General features: G+C 60.6%; 16 protein-coding genes and 1 tRNA gene. 16 read left to right on the forward strand and 1 reads right to left on the reverse strand.

Annotated elements, in window-relative coordinates; genetic code table 11:
- Window positions 1-4: 4 nt before the first annotated feature.
- From P9292_RS31880 to P9292_RS31890, 3 genes are all read left to right on the forward strand, one after another.
- Window positions 5-1,603 carry a dipeptide ABC transporter ATP-binding protein gene (locus P9292_RS31880; RefSeq protein WP_309962947.1) on the forward strand — a complete coding sequence of 533 codons (1,599 nt, stop codon included), beginning with the start codon at window positions 5-7 and terminating at the stop codon, window positions 1,601-1,603.
- Window positions 1,604-1,750: 147 nt separating this feature from the next.
- The gene (locus tag P9292_RS31885; protein ID WP_250509200.1) at window positions 1,751-2,425 is read left to right on the forward strand and encodes a C40 family peptidase; all 675 of its coding nucleotides are present in this window, start codon (window positions 1,751-1,753) and stop codon (window positions 2,423-2,425) included.
- 386 nt (window positions 2,426-2,811) lie between these two features.
- Complete coding sequence (locus P9292_RS31890) at window positions 2,812-4,356, forward strand: 2-isopropylmalate synthase (RefSeq protein WP_244825503.1); 1,545 nt, start codon at window positions 2,812-2,814, stop codon at window positions 4,354-4,356.
- A gap of 67 nt (window positions 4,357-4,423) precedes the next feature.
- Here P9292_RS31890 and P9292_RS31895 read toward each other — a convergent pair whose 3' ends face one another.
- Window positions 4,424-4,939 carry a hypothetical protein gene (locus P9292_RS31895; protein WP_244825501.1) on the reverse strand — a complete coding sequence of 172 codons (516 nt, stop codon included), beginning with the start codon at window positions 4,937-4,939 and terminating at the stop codon, window positions 4,424-4,426.
- Between the two features lie 328 nt (window positions 4,940-5,267).
- Between P9292_RS31895 and P9292_RS31900 the strand changes: the two genes are divergently transcribed.
- The 13 genes from P9292_RS31900 to nuoF all read left to right on the forward strand — a co-directional run bounded on the left by P9292_RS31900 (window position 5,268) and on the right by nuoF (window position 17,374).
- On the forward strand, window positions 5,268-6,500 hold the full coding sequence (locus P9292_RS31900) for a branched-chain amino acid ABC transporter substrate-binding protein (RefSeq protein WP_309964249.1): 1,233 nt from the start codon (window positions 5,268-5,270) through the stop codon (window positions 6,498-6,500).
- A 174-nt stretch (window positions 6,501-6,674) separates the two neighbouring features.
- A complete protein-coding gene (rpsO, locus tag P9292_RS31905; protein ID WP_244825500.1) occupies window positions 6,675-6,944 on the forward strand; it encodes a 30S ribosomal protein S15 in 270 nt (89 codons plus the stop codon).
- Window positions 6,945-7,332: 388 nt separating this feature from the next.
- Window positions 7,333-9,471, forward strand: a complete 2,139-nt coding sequence (gene pnp / locus P9292_RS31910) for a polyribonucleotide nucleotidyltransferase (RefSeq protein WP_244825498.1) — start codon at window positions 7,333-7,335, stop codon at window positions 9,469-9,471.
- A 194-nt stretch (window positions 9,472-9,665) separates the two neighbouring features.
- A complete protein-coding gene (locus tag P9292_RS31915) occupies window positions 9,666-10,682 on the forward strand; it encodes an NAD(P)H-quinone oxidoreductase (protein WP_244825496.1) in 1,017 nt (338 codons plus the stop codon).
- Between the two features lie 253 nt (window positions 10,683-10,935).
- Window positions 10,936-11,709: a triose-phosphate isomerase gene (gene tpiA / locus P9292_RS31920; RefSeq protein ID WP_244825494.1), complete on the forward strand. Its 774-nt coding sequence runs from the start codon at window positions 10,936-10,938 to the stop codon at window positions 11,707-11,709.
- 81 nt (window positions 11,710-11,790) lie between these two features.
- Window positions 11,791-12,186 carry a preprotein translocase subunit SecG gene (gene secG / locus P9292_RS31925; RefSeq protein ID WP_244825493.1) on the forward strand — a complete coding sequence of 132 codons (396 nt, stop codon included), beginning with the start codon at window positions 11,791-11,793 and terminating at the stop codon, window positions 12,184-12,186.
- 161 nt (window positions 12,187-12,347) lie between these two features.
- A tRNA-Leu gene (locus tag P9292_RS31930) sits at window positions 12,348-12,432 on the forward strand.
- A gap of 209 nt (window positions 12,433-12,641) precedes the next feature.
- Entirely contained in the window at window positions 12,642-13,001 is a 360-nt protein-coding gene (locus P9292_RS31935) for an NADH-quinone oxidoreductase subunit A (protein WP_244825491.1), read from the forward strand.
- A 61-nt stretch (window positions 13,002-13,062) separates the two neighbouring features.
- Complete coding sequence (locus tag P9292_RS31940) at window positions 13,063-13,542, forward strand: NADH-quinone oxidoreductase subunit B family protein (protein WP_006052903.1); 480 nt, start codon at window positions 13,063-13,065, stop codon at window positions 13,540-13,542.
- 20 nt (window positions 13,543-13,562) lie between these two features.
- Window positions 13,563-14,162, forward strand: coding sequence for an NADH-quinone oxidoreductase subunit C (locus tag P9292_RS31945; RefSeq protein WP_244825489.1), 600 nt, complete (start codon window positions 13,563-13,565; stop codon window positions 14,160-14,162).
- Window positions 14,163-14,171: 9 nt separating this feature from the next.
- The gene (locus P9292_RS31950) at window positions 14,172-15,425 is read left to right on the forward strand and encodes an NADH-quinone oxidoreductase subunit D (protein ID WP_250465136.1); all 1,254 of its coding nucleotides are present in this window, start codon (window positions 14,172-14,174) and stop codon (window positions 15,423-15,425) included.
- Window positions 15,426-15,569: 144 nt separating this feature from the next.
- A complete protein-coding gene (gene nuoE / locus P9292_RS31955; RefSeq protein ID WP_244825485.1) occupies window positions 15,570-16,055 on the forward strand; it encodes an NADH-quinone oxidoreductase subunit NuoE in 486 nt (161 codons plus the stop codon).
- On the forward strand, window positions 16,052-17,374 hold the full coding sequence (nuoF, locus tag P9292_RS31960; protein ID WP_244825483.1) for an NADH-quinone oxidoreductase subunit NuoF: 1,323 nt from the start codon (window positions 16,052-16,054) through the stop codon (window positions 17,372-17,374). The genes nuoE and nuoF overlap by 4 nt, the downstream gene beginning before the upstream one ends.
- Window positions 17,375-17,414: the final 40 nt, after the last annotated feature.

Consider the following 17,414-nt stretch of genomic DNA (forward strand, 5'->3'; position numbering starts at 1 on the left):
GAGCATGAGCGAACCGTTATTGGCGATCGACGACCTGCGCGTGCGTTTCGGCGATACCGTCGCGGTCGACGGCGTGAGCCTTGACATTCGCGCGGGCGAACGCGTGGCGCTCGTCGGCGAATCGGGATCGGGCAAGAGCGTGACCGCACTGGCGATCCTGCGCCTCGTGCGCGATGCCGAACTCAGCGGCTCCATTCGCTTTAACGGCGAGGAGTTGCTGTCGAAGAGCGAGCACGCGATGCGCGGCCTGCGCGGCTCCGACATCGCGATGATCTTTCAGGAGCCGATGACCGCGCTCAATCCGCTCTACACGGTCGGCGACCAGATCGGCGAGACCATTCAGTTGCACGACGGCGCGACGCCGCGCGAGGCGCGTCAGCGTGCCATCGCGTTGCTGGCGCGTACCGGCATCACCGAGCCCGAGCGGCGTGTGGACAGCTATCCGCATCAGTTGTCGGGCGGGCAGCGTCAGCGCGTGATGATCGCGATGGCGCTCGCGTGCCTGCCGCGCCTTCTGCTCGCGGATGAGCCGACCACCGCGCTCGACGTGACCATCCGCGCGCAGATCGTCGATCTCCTGCTGGAACTGCAGCGTGACGAAGCCGAGAAGCGCGGCATGGCCGTGCTGCTGATCACCCACGATCTGAATCTCGTGCGGCGCTTCGCGGAGCGCGTCGCGGTGATGGAGAAGGGTCTTCTGGTGGAAAGCGGGCCGGTGGAGCAGATTTTCACCTCGCCGCAGCACCCGTACACGCAGCGATTGCTCGAAAGCAAACCGAAGCGCCACGTCCTGCCCGTGCTGCCCATCGCGCCGGTCTTGCTCGACGCGAAAAACCTCTCGGTCGACTATGCGACGAAACTGCCAGGCATCAACGGCTGGTTCAAGCGCGGCCGCTTCAAAGCCGTCGACGACGTGAGCGTTTCCGTGCGGCAAGGCGAGACGCTTGGCATCGTCGGGGAATCAGGATCGGGCAAATCCACGCTGGCCATGGCGTTGCTCGGCTTGCAGCGTGTCTCGAACGGCGCGGTGCAGTTCCAGGGGCGCGCGCTCGGCGATTTTCGCGGACGCGAAAAAACCGTGCTGCGGTCGAATCTGCAAGTGGTGTTTCAGGACCCGTTCAGCTCGCTTTCGCCTCGTCAGACGGTGGAACGAATCGTCGGGGAGGGGCTTGCGTTGCATCGGCCGGAACTGAAGGCGCCGGCGCGGCGCGACAAGGTCATTGCCGTGCTGCGTGAGGTGGGGATGGATCGGACGGCGCTTACGCGTTATCCGCACGAGTTTTCCGGCGGACAACGGCAACGCATCGCAATTGCGCGAGCATTGGTGCTTGAACCCAGCATTCTGATTCTCGACGAACCGACGAGTGCACTAGACGTTTCGATTCAGCAACAAGTTCTGACGCTGCTCGCCGATATTCAGAAGAAGCACAATCTCGGTTATGTTTTCATTAGCCACGACCTCGAAGTGATCGGCGCAATGGCGCATCGCGTGGCCGTGATGAGAAACGGAATTGTCGTGGAAGCGGGAGAAGTAGAGAAGATTTTTTCGAACCCTTCAGAGGAATACACACGAAAGCTACTGAGGGCAGCGCTGGAATCCTAAAAATCTTTCTTTTTCATCAATTGGGTGCTCGTCTCAATTGTATTTTCCTATTTCTTTTGACAGTTAAATAATTTGTGGCTAGTATCCTTCCAAACTTTCTCGTATCTCCCTGATTTTTCAGTCTTTAATTGTAAAACCTACCGACCGATGCAGCCATTGACATTGACTCAGACATGCGCGCGGGCAGCCGCAGGCATGTTGATCGGCCTTCTGATGACAACAACTTCCGGCGCGTTCGCCGACGAAGTCAGCAGTAATAGCCAAAGTAGCCAAGTTGCCAGCAACGGCAACGCTTCGAACTCCTCCCAGATCAGCCCAGTCGCCGCCACGGCAGACACCGCCAGCGCTCCTGGCGGCGCACGCTCGTTTCTTTCTGGCGTTGCCAGCAAGGCGGGCGATGTGGTCGTCGGCGCACTCAATATGATTGGCGTGCGTTATCGCTGGGGTGGCAATACACCGGATTCCGGCCTCGATTGCAGCGGCTTCGTGCGATACGTCTTTCAGGACACGCTCGGCATGACCTTGCCGCGCCGCGCCGAGGAAATGAGCCGTGTCGGCGAGAAGGTCCGCGTGTCGGATCTCAAGCCAGGCGATCTCGTGTTCTTCAACACCATGCGCCGTTCGTTTTCGCATGTCGGCATCTATATTGGCGACAACAAGTTCGTGCATTCGCCGTCCACCGGCAGCACGATCCGCGTTGACGACATGGAAAGCGGTTACTGGGAGCAGCGCTTCCAGGGCGCGCGCCGCATCGACAACGTGCAGTTCACCGACGGTAGCGAATTGCGTCAGCGCGTGAGCGCGAGTATCGGCGGTTACTAAGCCGTAAGTTGTAAGCCGTCTGAATCTACGAAAGCCTGCTTCCCAACGGAATGCAGGCTTTTTGTTTTCCTACGCGCTGTTTTGCATGACAAGCGGCAGGTAAAAGTCAATCGGTTCGATCGGAAAGCCCGATTGCACGCGTTCCTAAAAGCCGTTATAGTTTTCGAATGAACTTTTTCTCGTTCTCCCTCTCGCTTTATTCGGCTGGTGCGTCGCTACGCGCACTATCGCTACTAGCGCGTCTACCGCGCTGATTCTTCTCGCCTCCCGTCTGCTCGTTCAAGGTTTTCGACGCCAGCGGTGGCGCGAACACCCGAATTCCCTTTTGTCTTTCGCTTCAACGCGATAATTCCAACAGTCGATAATTCTCCCCACTGGAGTCCAACATGGCAGCAGACAAGTTGATCATCTTCGATACGACCTTGCGCGATGGCGAGCAGTCCCCCGGCGCGTCCATGACGAAGGAAGAAAAAATCCGTATCGCGCGGCAACTGGAGCGCATGAAGGTCGATGTGATCGAAGCGGGCTTCGCGGCCAGCTCGAACGGAGACTTCGACGCCATCCACACGATCGCCTCGATGATCAAGGACAGCACGGTCTGCTCGCTCGCCCGCGCGAACGACAAGGACATCCAGCGCGCCGCTGACGCCTTGAAACCCGCGAGCCAGTTTCGCATCCATACGTTCATCGCAACGTCCGCGCTGCATATGGAAAAGAAGCTGCGCATGACGCCGGAACAGGTGTACGAGCAGTCGCGTCTTGCGGTGCGTTTTGCGCGCAAGTTCACGGACGACGTCGAGTTCTCGCCGGAAGACGGCAGCCGTTCGGACATCGACTTTCTTTGCCGCGTGCTCGAAGCGGTGATCGACGAAGGCGCGCGCACCATCAATATCGCGGATACGGTCGGTTACGGCGTGCCCGAGTTGTACGGCAATCTCGTGAAGACGCTGCGCGAGCGCATCCCGAATTCGGACAAGGCGGTCTTCTCCGTGCATTGTCACGATGACCTCGGCATGGCCGTCGCCAATTCGCTGGCGGGCGTGCAGATCGGCGGCGCGCGTCAGGTCGAGTGCACGATGAACGGACTCGGCGAACGCGCGGGCAATACGTCGCTCGAAGAAATCGTGATGGCGATCAAGACGCGCAAGGACTACTTCGGGCTCGACGTCGGCATCGATACGACGCAGATCGTGCCCACGTCGAAGCTCGTTTCGCAGATCACCGGCTTCGTCGTGCAGCCGAACAAGGCAGTGGTCGGCGCAAACGCGTTTGCACACGCGTCGGGCATCCACCAGGACGGCGTCCTGAAGGCGCGCGACACGTACGAAATCATGCGCGCGGAAGACGTGGGCTGGGCGGCGAACAAGATCGTGCTCGGCAAGTTGTCAGGCCGTAACGCGTTCAAGCAGCGTCTGGAAGAACTCGGCGTGCAACTCGAATCCGAGGCCGACGTGAACGCCGCGTTCGCGCGCTTCAAGGAACTCGCCGACCGCAAGGCCGAAATTTTCGACGAAGACATCATGCAGATCGTTTCGGAGGAATCGGCGGAAGCGCAGGCGAAGGAACACTTCCGCTTCGTGTCGATGAAGCAGCATTCGGAGACCGGCGAGCAACCGCAAGCACAAGTGGTGTTCGCGGTCGAAGGCGCGGAAGTGACGGGCGAAGCGCGCGGCAACGGTCCGGTCGATGCGACGTTGCACGCGATCGAATCGAAGGTGGATAGCGGCGCGGAACTGGTGCTGTATTCGGTCAACGCAATCACGACCGGCACGCAGGCACAGGGCGAAGTCACGGTGCGTCTTTCGAAGAGCGGGCGGATCGTGAATGGCGTGGGCACGGACCCGGACATCATCGCGGCGTCGGCGAAGGCTTATATCGCCGCGTTGAACAAGCTGCATTCGAAGGTCGAAAAGCTCAACCCGCAGCTTTGATCGCGGCTTGATGTAGCTCGAAACCAAAGGCCTCGCGATTAGCGAGGCCTCCGTCATTTTGAATACTTCAAAAGGCGTTGCGGCGGTCGGGATCGTGCAGCGGGTCTGGCGTTTTTTGCGTGAGACGCACGATGCCTTGTTCATCGAAATAGAAGTTGTACATCATGTACCAGACGTTCGCCTCCATATAGCGATACGTCCAGACTTCGCGCTTCATCAGCGGGAAGTACGACGTCTCCACCGGACGGCCGAAATTCACGAGCACGTCCGTCTTGGTCCATGTGCCGATCTGCGCCTTGTAGAACTCGTTCTCGTCGAGCACTTGCCGCACGCTGACGATCTTGCCGGAAGCATCGACATCGGCGGCGGTCGTGACTTCACCGAGCGGTTGAGTCGGCCACATCAGGCGCTTGCCGCCGTTGGGCAAATCGTAGACTTCGCGTGGCGGGCCCAAGCGCGCGGTGAGCGTGGATGAATCCGCGCCCGTCTGAAAGTTTTGCCAGGGCTGCGCGCAAGCCGTGAGCATGAGCGCGGCACCCACGCAAGCGAGCGTGCCGCGCAGCCGGTTGAAAGAGTTCAGCATGAAGGCCTCCACATATTCTTGTGTCGCGACAGTGTTAACGTTCTTGGCGCCTCGAGGATTCCAGCGCGCCGCGCGTTGTCGCATTCATCGTTTTGACGATCGTCGCCAAAGCCTGGATCGTTCGCGTTCGATTTTGACACGCCATCGGGACAAAAGCGCGATGCCTCTCATCGACGCGAAGAGGGCGCTCGCGGAATCGCCGCACTTGCACCGCGAGCCATAGCCGTCCTATGATCCGCCCTTTCTTCGACTGGAAGGGCTGACGGTGAGCGAATCCGCAAGCAAACGAGCCGCGCGATGGCTGCAACGGGCCGCGCTGGCCTGCGCGATGTCGTCTTTCATGGCGCACGTAAGCGCCGCTGACTTGCCGCCCATCGAGCTCGCGATGATCGAGGGCATGTCCGGACCTTTCGCCAACGCAGGCGCGGCGGTCGAGCGCAACTTGCGCTTCGGCGTGGAGCGCGTGAATGCGAAGGGCGGCGTGAAGCTCGCAGACGGCATGCACCCGCTGCGGCTCGTCGTGCTCGATGGTAAAGGCAGCAGCGAGGCGAGCCTCGTACAGTTGCGCGCGGCGATCGACGACAGGATCGGCTTCGTCATGCAGGGCAACAGTTCGGCGGTGGCGGGTGCGCTGGTGACGGCCATCGACAAGCAGAACGGGCGCGAGCCCGAGCATCGCGTGGTGTTCCTCAACTACTCCGCCGACGATCCCGCCCTGACCAACGCCGCGTGTAGTTTCTGGCATTTTCGCTTCGATGCCCACGCCGGCATGCGCATGGACGCGCTCGCGGACGCGCTGAAGAACGATCGCGCGGTCAAAAAGGTCTATCTGCTGAATCAGGATTACAGCTTCGGCCACGACGTCAGCCGCGAAGCGCAGCGTGCGCTGAAGGAACGCAGGCCGGATATCGCGATTGCGGGCGACGAGTTTCATCCGATCGGCCGCGTGAAGGATTTCGCGCCGTATATCGCGAAGATTCGCGCGAGCGGGGCCGACGCGGTCATCACCGGAAATTGGGGCAACGATCTCACGTTGCTCGTCAAGGCGGCGCGCGAGCAGGGGCTCGACACGAAGTTCTACACGTTCTACGGCAACAGTCTCGGCGCACCGGCCGCGCTGGGTGACGCCGGCGTAAAGCGCGTGATCGCGGTCGCCGACTGGCATCCGAATGCGGGCGGCGCGTTATCGGACGCGTATTACCGCGATTTCCGCGCGCGCTATCCGGCGGCATCGGACGATTACCTCGTGCTGCGCATGCCGCTGATGATCGAGATGCTCGCCGCCGCGATGACGCGCGCCGGCAGCGCGGACCCTTACGCCGTGGCCCGCGCGCTCGAAGGCATGAAGTTCGATGGCGAAGGATTCCACGCATCGACCATGCGCGCGGAAGATCATCAATTGATCCAGCCCCTGTATGTCATGGAGATGGACAAGGCGGGCACGGCGGGCATCCGGTTCGATAACGAAGGCTCGGACTATGGCTTTCGGACGCTGCTCGCGGTGCCGGCGGAAAAGACCGTTCAGCCGTCGACATGCCAGATGGCGCGTCCGGCGCGCTAGTCGCCCGTCTTTCGGACTTCGCCCTATGCTATACTCTGCGCTTCGCTTTTTTGACTCGATCCGGCTGTCGAAAACAGTCTGAAACCAAGAGTCTGGAAGAAGCGAATTTATCGTGAACAAACCACGGCACGGCCTTTCTTCCGTGACCGCCTGTCTGTTTTAAAGGAAAAGCAAATGTCCGCAGCAGAAATCAAGAAGTCCGACGTCGTCGCCGAATACGCGCGCGGCGCCAACGACACTGGCTCCCCCGAAGTGCAAGTCGCACTGCTCACGAGCCGCATCAACGAACTGACCGTCCACTTCAAGGCCCACACGAAGGACCACCACAGCCGCCGCGGTTTGCTGCGCATGGTGAGCCGTCGCCGCAAGCTGCTCGACTACCTGAAGGGCAAGGACGCGGACCGTTACCGCTCGCTGATCGAAAAACTGGGTCTGCGTAAGTAATTGCGCCCAAACGTGGCTTTGCGGCCAGCGTTCTAACGAAGTGCCTGTGTCAGTTCGCTGATACAGGCATTTTGTTTTTGCGCGATCCGCTCGCCTGATCATTTGCCCGGTCAGCGCTCGGTCGATCTCTCATCATTGGGTTCGTCGAATGCTGATAATCGGCAAGTAGTTCACATGCTTTACCCCGGATGCTTCATCCGGACAGACACTCGGTGCAGCCTCGCGGCGGAGCTTTGTGTCATTCCAGCGCGGTACGAACACTCAATGCGCGCGTCGCGCTGGAATGGCATAACACACCTCTCAAGCGCGGCTCGGTACCGCCTAGCCAGCGCCGTCCGGTGGGCAAACGTCCACCGATCCGGCGTGGCGCAACGTAGAAGGAGTCGCAATGTTCAATAAGATCGTCAAGGAATTCAAGTGGGGACAGCATAACGTCCGCCTGGAAACGGGTGAAATCGCTCGTCAGGCAAGCGGCGCGGTGATCGTCGATGTCGAAGATACCGTCGTGCTCGCCACTGTCGTCGGCGCAAAGACCGCCAAGCCGGGTCAGGATTTCTTCCCGCTGACCGTCGATTACCTCGAAAAGACCTACGCCGCCGGCAAGATCCCGGGTGGCTTCTTCCGCCGCGAAGGCCGTCCGTCCGAAGGCGAAACGCTCATCTCGCGCCTGATCGACCGTCCGCTGCGCCCGCTCTTCCCGGAAGGCTTCTATAACGAAGTGCAGGTCGTGATCCACGTCCTGTCGCTGAACCCGGACGTTCCCGCCGACATTCCCGCGCTGATCGGCGCGTCGGCAGCGCTCGCCGTGTCCGGTCTGCCGTTCAACGGCCCGGTCGGCGCCGCGCGCGTCGCCTACATAAACAACGAATATGTGCTGAACCCGACGCGTCCGCAAATGAAGGAATCGGCGCTCGACCTCGTGGTCGCCGGTACGGAACGCGCGGTGCTGATGGTGGAATCGGAAGCGCAGCAGTTGTCCGAGGAAGTCATGCTCGGCGCGGTCGTGTTCGGCCACGAGCAGATGCAAATCGCCATCGACGCAATCCATGAACTGGTGCGCGACGGCGGCAAGCCGGAATGGGACTGGCAGCCGGCCCCGAAGAACGAAGCGCTCATCTCGCGCGTCACGGAAATCGCCAAGCCGGAACTGGAAGCGGCTTATCAACTGCGCAACAAGCAAGCGCGTTCGGCCAAGCTGAAGGAAGTTTTCGCGGCGACCTCGGCGAAGCTCGCAGCGGACGCGGCTGCTTCGGGCACGGCAGCGGCGGATGCGGCGACCATCGGCAACGTGTTGTTCGACATCGAAGCGAAGATCGTCCGTTCGCAGATTTTGAACGGCGAACCGCGTATCGACGGTCGCGACACGCGCACCGTGCGTCCGATCGAAATCCGCACCGGCGTTCTGCCGCGCACCCACGGCTCGGCGCTCTTCACGCGCGGCGAGACGCAGGCGCTGGTCGTCGCCACGCTCGGCACGAAGGGCGACGAGCAGAACATCGACGCGCTCGAAGGCGAATACCGCGAGCGCTTCATGCTTCACTACAACATGCCGCCGTTCGCGACGGGCGAAACGGGCCGCGTCGGTTCGCCGAAGCGCCGTGAAATCGGTCACGGCCGTCTCGCCAAGCGCGCGCTGGTCGCGTGCCTGCCGAACGCCGACGAATTCGGCTATTCCATCCGCGTCGTGTCGGAAATCACGGAATCGAACGGCTCTTCGTCGATGGCTTCGGTCTGCGGCGGTTGCCTCGCGCTGATGGACGCCGGCGTGCCGATGAAGGCGCACGTGGCCGGCATTGCCATGGGTCTCATCCTCGAAGACAACAAGTTCGCGGTTCTGACCGACATTCTCGGCGACGAAGATCACCTCGGCGACATGGACTTCAAGGTGGCCGGCACCGCGCAAGGCGTGACGGCGCTGCAAATGGACATCAAGATTCAGGGCATCACCAAGGAAATCATGCAGGTCGCGCTCGCGCAGGCGAAGGAAGGCCGCATGCATATCCTCGGCAAGATGACCGCCGCGGTGCCGACCACGAACACGGAGCTGTCGGACTACGCGCCGCGCATGATCACCATCAAGATCAATCCGGAGAAGATTCGCGACGTGATCGGCAAGGGCGGTTCGGTGATCCGCGCGCTGACGGAAGAGACCGGCACGACCATCGACATTTCCGACGACGGCGTCGTGACCATTGCGAGCACGAGCTCGGAAGGCATGGCCGAGGCGAAGAAGCGTATCGAGAACATCACGGCCGAAGTGGAAGTGGGCCAAGTGTACGAAGGTCCGGTGCTCAAGCTGCTGGACTTCGGCGCGATCGTGAATATCCTGCCGGGCAAGGATGGTCTCCTGCACATCTCGGAAATCGTCAACGAGCGTGTGAAGGACATCAACGACTACCTGAAGGAAGGCCAGATCGTGAAGGTCAAGGTCATCCAGACGGACGAGAAGGGTCGCGTGCGTCTGTCGGCCAAGGCGCTTCTGAACGAAGCCGCGCAACAAGCCGAACCGACGCAGCCGCAGCAGTAATGCGGTAATGTGTCGACGGCCGGCCGCATCTGCGAGCCGGCCGTTTTCTTGTATGAGGTGCAGCGGGCGACGCTTTGTCCGATGCATCGCCGGACCCGATGGCACTGTGGAGCGCGTGTTGCCCGCGCGGCACAGTGCCATCTGGTTCGCCAAGTCAACGCGCTTGCCACACGACTGACTGTCTGGGAGAAGCAATGAAGGCCATCGAAATCACTGAGTTTGGTGCACCCGAAGTGCTGAAGCTGGGCGAGCGCCCGAAGCCCGAGCCGGGCAAGTGCGAAGTGCTCATCAAGGTGAGCGCTTCCGGCGTCAACCGGCCCGATGTTTTTCAGCGCAAGGGCGCGTATGCGCCGCCGCCGGGCGCGTCGGATTTGCCGGGGCTCGAAGTGGCGGGCGAGATCGTCGATGGCGACTTCGATCCTAAACATAATCCGTTTGGCCTCAAGAAGGGCGATCGCGTCTGCGCGCTGCTCGCGGGCGGCGGTTACGCGGAATACGCGGTTGCGCCGCTCGAACAATGTTTGCCGGTTCCGGCTGGATTGACGGACATCGAAGCGGCTTCGCTGCCGGAAACGTTCTTCACCGTGTGGAGCAATGTCTTCGAGCGCGCGCATCTCGGTTCGGGCGAAAACGGCGACGAGGAGACGCTGCTCGTGCAGGGCGGATCGAGCGGTATCGGCGTGACGGCCATACAGATTGCGAAGGCGCTCGGCTTTCGCGTGTTCGCCACGGCCGGCAGCGACGAAAAGTGCCGCGCCTGCGAAGCACTCGGCGCGGAGCGCGCAATCAACTACAAGACGGAAGATTTCGTCGAAGTGGTGCGTTCGCTCACGAACGATCGTGGAGTCGACGTCATTCTCGACATGGTCGCGGGCGATTATCTCCCGCGCGAACTGAAGTCGCTTGCGGATGGCGGGCGTATCTGCGTGATCGCGCTGCTTGGCGGCGCAAAAGCGGAGATCAATCTCAATGACGTGCTGCGGCGTCGGCTGGTCATCACCGGATCGACCCTGCGGCCGCGTCCGGTGGCGTTCAAGGCGAAGATTGCCGCTAAGCTGAAAGAGCAAGTCTGGCCGGAGATCGAGGCGGGGCGTATCAAGCCGGTGATTCATCAGGTGTTCCCGGCAAGCGAAGCCGCAGCCGCACACACGTTGATGGAAAGCAGCACGCACGTCGGCAAAATCATGCTCGACTGGCGCGAGGACGCCTGATTGCCCTTGATTGTTGCGCGTTGCGGTTCTGGCGGTTTGACCGGTTTCGCCGTATCACAGTAAAATCGCCTGTTTTGCAAGCAGTTGGCAGTTCGCTTTTTCGAAATACGCGCAGAGGGTTCAAACATTCCTATAACAGAGTGGTCTTTGAACCTCCGGGTGAACGATTGATGAACGATCGGGTTCGCCCCGGTGATCTTCAAAGGCCGCCACGCATGGCGGTGTCATTCCACCGCCGTCGAGTGACGAGACAATGTCCAGACAACGAGCGAAACTGGTGGTGGGCAACTGGAAGATGCATGGCCGCATCAAAGAGAACGCGGCTTTGCTGAGCGAGGTCGCCGTTGGGGCGTCGGCCTTGCAGAAGAGCGTGGGTGTGGGCGTATGCGTTCCATGTCCGTACCTCGCGCAATCGCAGGCGCTTTTGAGCGGCTCGGTCGTGCGCTGGGGCGTTCAGGATGTGTCCGCGCATGAGAAGGGCGCGTTCACCGGAGAAGTCGCGGCGGAAATGGCCGCCGATTTCGGTGTGACATATGCAATCGTCGGGCATTCCGAGCGGCGCGCGTATCATCGCGAAAGCCCGGAACTCGTGGCGGCCAAGGCGCTGCGTGCAATCGACGCAGGCCTGACGCCCATTGTGTGCGTCGGCGAGACGCTCGAACAGCGCGAAGCAGGCTCGACTGAAGAAGTCGTCGGCACGCAGCTCGAAGCCGTGTTGCTCGCGTTGACCGAGGAACAGGCAGCGAGCATCGTGGTGGCGTACGAGCCGGTGTGGGCCATCGGCACGGGCAAGAGCGCCACGGCGCAGCAAGCGCAGGATGTTCACGCGTTCGTGCGTGCGAAGCTGGCGGAGAAGGGTGCGTCGGTGGCGAACGTGCCGCTGTTGTATGGCGGCAGCGTGAAGCCCGAAAACGCGCAGGAATTGTTCGGGCAACAGGACATCGACGGCGGGCTGATTGGCGGCGCGTCCTTGAAGTCGGAAGATTTTCTTGCGATTTGCCAGGCGGCGTTGGCCGAGGTTCAGTAAACGGCCGAAGCGTCAGGCAGACGAAGAAGCAAATCGCGGCACATGAGTGTCACGGAAACATCAAGATCCAGGTGAGTTGAAATGCTGTATTTGAAGACTTTGATTATCGTCGTCCAGTTGTTGTCGGCGCTTGGCGTAATCGGGCTTGTGCTGTTGCAGCATGGCAAGGGTGCGGACATGGGTGCGGCGTTCGGAAGTGGGGCATCGGGCAGTCTGTTTGGCGCGACCGGTTCCGCTAACTTCCTATCACGCACGACCGCCGTGCTTGCCGCGGTCTTCTTCGTGACGACGCTGGCGCTGACATACATCGGCAGCTACAAGCCGCAGGTTTCCGCGGGCGTTCTTGGCGGTGCAATGCCTGCGCCCACGGCTTCCGCGCCTGCTGCGGCAAAGTCGGGTTCGGCGCCTGCCGCTGCGACTGCGCCGGCATCCGCCGCGCCTGCGTCGAGCGCGCCGGGTTCCGACGTGCCGAAGTAAATCGCCGAACTCCTTGGCCGGGTTGTCCAAGAAACGCCCAGAACAAATTTTCGCGTTATTCGTGTTTTGTGCGTTGAACAATTCGTGAGACCTAGTTATAATTCAAGTCTTGTAGCGATTCGCGGCAATTAAGAAGTTGTTTTCCCGGATTGCAGTACAGTGCCGACGTGGTGAAATTGGTAGACACGCTATCTTGAGGGGGTAGTGGCGAAAGCTGTGCGAGTTCGAGTCTCGCCGTCGGCACCAAAAAGTTATCCAAATGCCAGCCGCATGCATCGCTTCGGCTGGCATTGTCACTTCTGGAGTACCCTTACGGTTTCACATTGACTTATCGTTGTGATAAGCATGGTGCCGAAGAGTTACCAAGCGGTCCGAAGTGAATTCTCCGCCGTGCATTTGCGCCGGCAGCAGCACCCAGACAGTCACAGACCACATCTACCGATCTGAGGATAGCCTTGAACCTCGCACCCTATTACCCCGTCTTCTTGTTTATCGTAGTCGGCCTCGGTCTGGGTATAGCGTTGGTCAGCATCGGCAAAGTTCTCGGTCCCAACAGACCCGACACCGAAAAGAACGCACCGTACGAATGCGGCTTCGAAGCCTTCGAAGACGCGCGTATGAAGTTCGATGTGCGTTACTATCTCGTCGCGATTCTTTTCATCATCTTCGACCTTGAGACGGCGTTCCTGTTTCCGTGGGGTGTTGCCCTGCGCGATATCGGGTGGCCGGGCTTCATGGCCATGATGATTTTTCTGCTCGAATTTTTGCTCGGCTTCGCCTACATCTGGAGAAAGGGCGGACTCGACTGGGAATGAAAGTTAGATCACCGGATTCATGGGCGGCTATGGCTGGCAGCTCATCTGGAGTGGAAAACAAATGAGTATCGAAGGGGTCTTGAAGGAAGGCTTTGTCACCACCACGGCTGACAAGCTGATCAATTGGACGCGCACCGGCTCTCTTTGGCCGATGACGTTCGGTCTCGCCTGCTGTGCGGTCGAGATGATGCATGCGGGCGCGGCGCGCTACGACCTGGATCGCTTCGGGGTGGTGTTTCGCCCGAGCCCGCGTCAGTCCGACGTCATGATCGTGGCAGGCACGCTGTGCAACAAGATGGCGCCCGCGCTTCGTAAGGTGTACGACCAGATGGCCGAGCCGCGCTGGGTCATCTCCATGGGTTCGTGCGCGAACGGCGGCGGGTACTATCACTATTCGTATTCCGTCGTGCGCGGCTGCGACCGTATCGTTCCGGTCGACGTCTACGTGCCCGGCTGTCCTCCGACCGCCGAAGCGCTGGTCTACGGCGTGATCCAGTTGCAGGCGAAGATTCGCCGGACCAACACCATCGCGCGTCAATAAAGGCCTGAACCTCCCCAATTATGGCAAGCAAACTCGAGACCCTCAAAGCGAACCTCGAGGCGGCGTTTGGCGACCGTCTCCAAGTCACCGAGTCGCTGGGTCAGGTAACGGTGGTCGTGAAAGCGGCCGACTACATCGAAGTCGCGACCCGGCTGCGTGACGATCGCTCGCTCGGCTTCGAGCAGTGCATGGACCTGTGCGGCGTCGACTATTCGACCTTCGGCGACGGCGTCTACGACGGCCCGCGTTTTGCCGCTGTGCTGCATCTTCTGTCCATCGCGAACAACTGGCGCGTGCGCGTGCGCGTGTTCGCACCGGACGACGAAGTGCCCATCGTGCCGTCGGTGGTCGACATCTGGTCGTCGACAAATTGGTACGAGCGCGAAGCGTTCGACCTGTACGGCATCGTGTTCGAAGGCCATCCCGACCTGCGCCGCATTCTCACGGATTATGGCTTCATCGGCCATCCGTTCCGCAAGGACTTCCCGATCTCCGGCTACGTGGAAATGCGCTACGACCCGGAAGAGAAGCGCGTCGTGTATCAGCCTGTGACGATCGAACCGCGCGAGATCACGCCGCGCGTGATTCGCGAAGATCGCTACGGCGGTCTGAAACATTAAGAGAACGCCATGGCAGAGATCAAGAACTACACGCTGAACTTCGGCCCGCAACACCCTGCAGCGCACGGTGTGCTGCGTCTTGTGCTGGAACTCGACGGCGAAGTCATCCAGCGCGCAGATCCGCACATCGGCCTCTTGCATCGCGCGACCGAAAAGTTGGCGGAAACCAAGACCTTCATTCAGTCGGTTCCGTACATGGACCGCCTGGACTACGTGTCGATGATGGTCAACGAGCACGGCTATGTGCTCGCCATCGAAAAGCTGCTCGGTATCGACGTGCCGATCCGCGCGAAGTACATCCGCGTGCTGTTCGACGAAATCACGCGCGTGCTGAACCACCTGATGTGGATCGGATCGCACGCGCTCGACGTCGGCGCCATGGCGGTGTTCCTCTATGCGTTTCGCGAGCGCGAAGATCTGATGGACGTCTACGAGGCGGTGTCGGGCGCGCGCATGCACGCGGCTTACTATCGTCCGGGCGGCGTTTATCGCGATCTGCCTGACGCAATGCCGCAATACAAGGCGTCCAAAATTCGCAATGCGAAGGCGCTTGACCGGATGAACGAGAACCGTCAAGGTTCGCTGCTCGACTTCATCGAAGACTTCTTCAATCGCTTCCCGCACTGTGTCGACGAGTACGAAACGCTGCTCACCGACAACCGTATCTGGAAGCAGCGGCTTGTCGGCATCGGCGTGGTGAGTCCTGAGCGCGCGTTGCAGATGGGTCTTTCCGGTGCAATGCTGCGTGGCTCGGGCATCGAATGGGATCTGCGCAAGAAGCAGCCGTACGAAGTCTATGACCAACTCGACTTCGACATTCCGGTTGGCGTGAACGGCGACTGCTACGACCGCTATCTGGTGCGCGTCGAGGAAATGCGTCAGTCCGTGCGTATCGCCAAACAGTGCATTGCCTGGCTGCGCAAGAATCCGGGCCCGGTGATGGTCGATAATCACAAGGTTGCGCCGCCTTCGCGCGTCGGCATGAAGAGCAACATGGAAGAGCTGATTCACCACTTCAAGCTCTTCACCGAAGGCTTCCACGTGCCCGAAGGCGAGACGTATGCCGCCGTCGAGCATCCGAAGGGCGAGTTCGGCATCTATCTGATTTCGGACGGCGCAAACAAGCCTTATCGCCTCAAGATTCGCGCTCCGGGCTACGCGCATCTCGCGTCGCTCGACGAAATGGCGCGCGGCCACATGATCGCGGATGCCGTGACGATCATCGGCACGCAAGACATCGTGTTCGGCGAAATCGATCGCTGATAGCCGTTCGTATTGGTTCTCGCTCGACGCCCAAGCGAACAGCGCAGCAGCAATAACAGCAAACCGCAGGACGCCAGGTCTGCCGCAACAAGAAGGGCGCGGCAGGTTTTCGTTCGGTAGGAATTGAAAGAGTCGTGTCTGAAAATGATCTCAGCTGAAGGCCTGAAAGAAATCGATCGCGCGGTCGCGAAATATCCCGCGGAGCAAAAGCAATCCGCGGTGATGGCAGCACTGGCTGTCGCTCAGGAAGAGCACGGGTGGCTCTCGCCGGAACTCATGCAGTTCGTGGCGAGCTATCTCAGCATGCCGCCGGTCGCCGTGCAGGAAGTCGCGACGTTCTACACCATGTATAACCTCGCGCCGGTCGGCAAGCACAAGATCACGCTTTGCACGAACCTGCCTTGCCAGCTCGGCCCGGACGGTGGCTCGGATAGTGCTGCTCAGTACCTCAAGCAGAAGCTTGGCATCGACTTCGGCGAAACCACGCCGGACGGCAAGTTCACACTGAAAGAAGGCGAATGCTTTGGCGCGTGCGGCGACGCACCCGTCGTGCTGGTGAACAATCACCGCATGTGCAGCTTCCTGAGCCACGAGAAGATCGACCAGTTGATCGAGGAACTTTCGAAATGACGTCACTCCACGATCGTCACATCAAGCCGCTGATCCTCGCTGGCCTCAACGGCGAGAACTGGCATCTCGAAGATTACGTTGCGCGCGGCGGCTACAAGCAGTTGCGGCGCATTCTCGAAGAAAAGATTCCGCCCGAGCAAGTGATCGCCGACGTCAAGGCGTCGGGTCTGCGCGGCCGCGGCGGCGCGGGTTTTCCGACCGGCCTCAAGTGGAGCTTCATGCCGCGTCAGTTCCCGGGGCAGAAGTATCTCGTCTGCAATTCGGACGAAGGCGAACCGGGCACGTTCAAGGATCGCGACATCCTGCGCTGGAACCCGCATTCGCTGATCGAAGGCATGGCCATCGGCGCGTACGCAATGGGCATCACCGTGGGCTACAACTACATTCACGGCGAGATCTTCGAGGTCTATCGCGTGTTCGAAGCGGCGCTCGAAGAGGCGCGCGCGGCCGGTTATCTCGGCGCGAACATCCTGGGCACGGGCTTTTCGTTCGAGTTGTACGCGCATCATGGCTATGGCGCGTATATCTGCGGTGAAGAAACCGCGCTGCTGGAATCGCTGGAAGGCAAGAAGGGCCAGCCGCGCTTCAAGCCGCCGTTCCCGGCGAGCTTCGGCGTGTACGGCAAGCCGACCACCATCAACAACACCGAGACGTTCGCGGCCGTGCCGTTCCTGCTGGAAATCGGCCCGCAGAATTACCTCGAGATCGGCAAGCCGAATAACGGCGGCACGAAGATCTTCTCGGTGTCGGGTGACGTGAATCGTCCTGGCAACTATGAAGTGCCGCTCGGCACGCCGTTCGCCACGCTGATGGAACTGGCCGGCGGTGTACGCGGCGAGTCGATCAAGGCGGTCATTCCAGGCGGTTCGTCGGCGCCGGTCGTGCCGGGCGAGATGATGCTCGCAACGGACATGGACTACGATTCCATCGCCAAGGCGGGCTCCATGCTCGGCTCGGGCGCGGTCATCGTCATGAACGAAACGCGTTGCATGGTGCGTTCGCTGCTGCGTCTGTCGTACTTCTATTACGAAGAGTCGTGCGGTCAGTGCACGCCTTGCCGCGAAGGCACGGGCTGGCTGTATCGCGTGGTGCATCGTATCGAGCACGGACTTGGCCGCAAGGAAGATCTGGATCTCTTGAACTCGGTTGCCGAAAACATCATGGGCCGCACGATTTGCGCGCTCGGCGATGCGGCGGCCATGCCCGTGCGCGGCATGCTCAAGCACTTCTGGAACGAATTCGAATATCACGTCGAGCACAAGCATTGTCTCGTCGGCGGGCACGCGCATCATGCGGCGTCCGAAGCGCTTACCGCGTAATCAGACGCGCAATCAGATGCGCGACAGAGGTTGAGGATCT

This window comes from Caballeronia sp. LZ001, from assembly GCF_031450875.1.
Lineage (GTDB): Bacteria > Pseudomonadota > Gammaproteobacteria > Burkholderiales > Burkholderiaceae > Caballeronia.

Excerpts from the sequence above, each read along its gene's own strand:
- P9292_RS31880 (WP_309962947.1), top strand. The coding sequence starts at position 5 with ATGAGCGAACCGTTATTGGCGATCGACGACCTGCGCGTGCGTTTCGGC.
- P9292_RS31885 (WP_250509200.1), top strand. The coding sequence starts at position 1,751 with ATGCAGCCATTGACATTGACTCAGACATGCGCGCGGGCAGCCGCAGGC.
- P9292_RS31890 (WP_244825503.1), top strand. The coding sequence starts at position 2,812 with ATGGCAGCAGACAAGTTGATCATCTTCGATACGACCTTGCGCGATGGC.
- P9292_RS31895 (WP_244825501.1), bottom strand. The coding sequence starts at position 4,939 with ATGCTGAACTCTTTCAACCGGCTGCGCGGCACGCTCGCTTGCGTGGGT.
- P9292_RS31900 (WP_309964249.1), top strand. The coding sequence starts at position 5,268 with ATGTCGTCTTTCATGGCGCACGTAAGCGCCGCTGACTTGCCGCCCATC.
- rpsO (WP_244825500.1), top strand. The coding sequence starts at position 6,675 with ATGTCCGCAGCAGAAATCAAGAAGTCCGACGTCGTCGCCGAATACGCG.
- pnp (WP_244825498.1), top strand. The coding sequence starts at position 7,333 with ATGTTCAATAAGATCGTCAAGGAATTCAAGTGGGGACAGCATAACGTC.
- P9292_RS31915 (WP_244825496.1), top strand. The coding sequence starts at position 9,666 with ATGAAGGCCATCGAAATCACTGAGTTTGGTGCACCCGAAGTGCTGAAG.
- tpiA (WP_244825494.1), top strand. The coding sequence starts at position 10,936 with ATGTCCAGACAACGAGCGAAACTGGTGGTGGGCAACTGGAAGATGCAT.
- secG (WP_244825493.1), top strand. The coding sequence starts at position 11,791 with ATGCTGTATTTGAAGACTTTGATTATCGTCGTCCAGTTGTTGTCGGCG.
- P9292_RS31940 (WP_006052903.1), top strand. The coding sequence starts at position 13,063 with ATGAGTATCGAAGGGGTCTTGAAGGAAGGCTTTGTCACCACCACGGCT.
- P9292_RS31945 (WP_244825489.1), top strand. The coding sequence starts at position 13,563 with ATGGCAAGCAAACTCGAGACCCTCAAAGCGAACCTCGAGGCGGCGTTT.
- P9292_RS31950 (WP_250465136.1), top strand. The coding sequence starts at position 14,172 with ATGGCAGAGATCAAGAACTACACGCTGAACTTCGGCCCGCAACACCCT.
- nuoE (WP_244825485.1), top strand. The coding sequence starts at position 15,570 with ATGATCTCAGCTGAAGGCCTGAAAGAAATCGATCGCGCGGTCGCGAAA.
- nuoF (WP_244825483.1), top strand. The coding sequence starts at position 16,052 with ATGACGTCACTCCACGATCGTCACATCAAGCCGCTGATCCTCGCTGGC.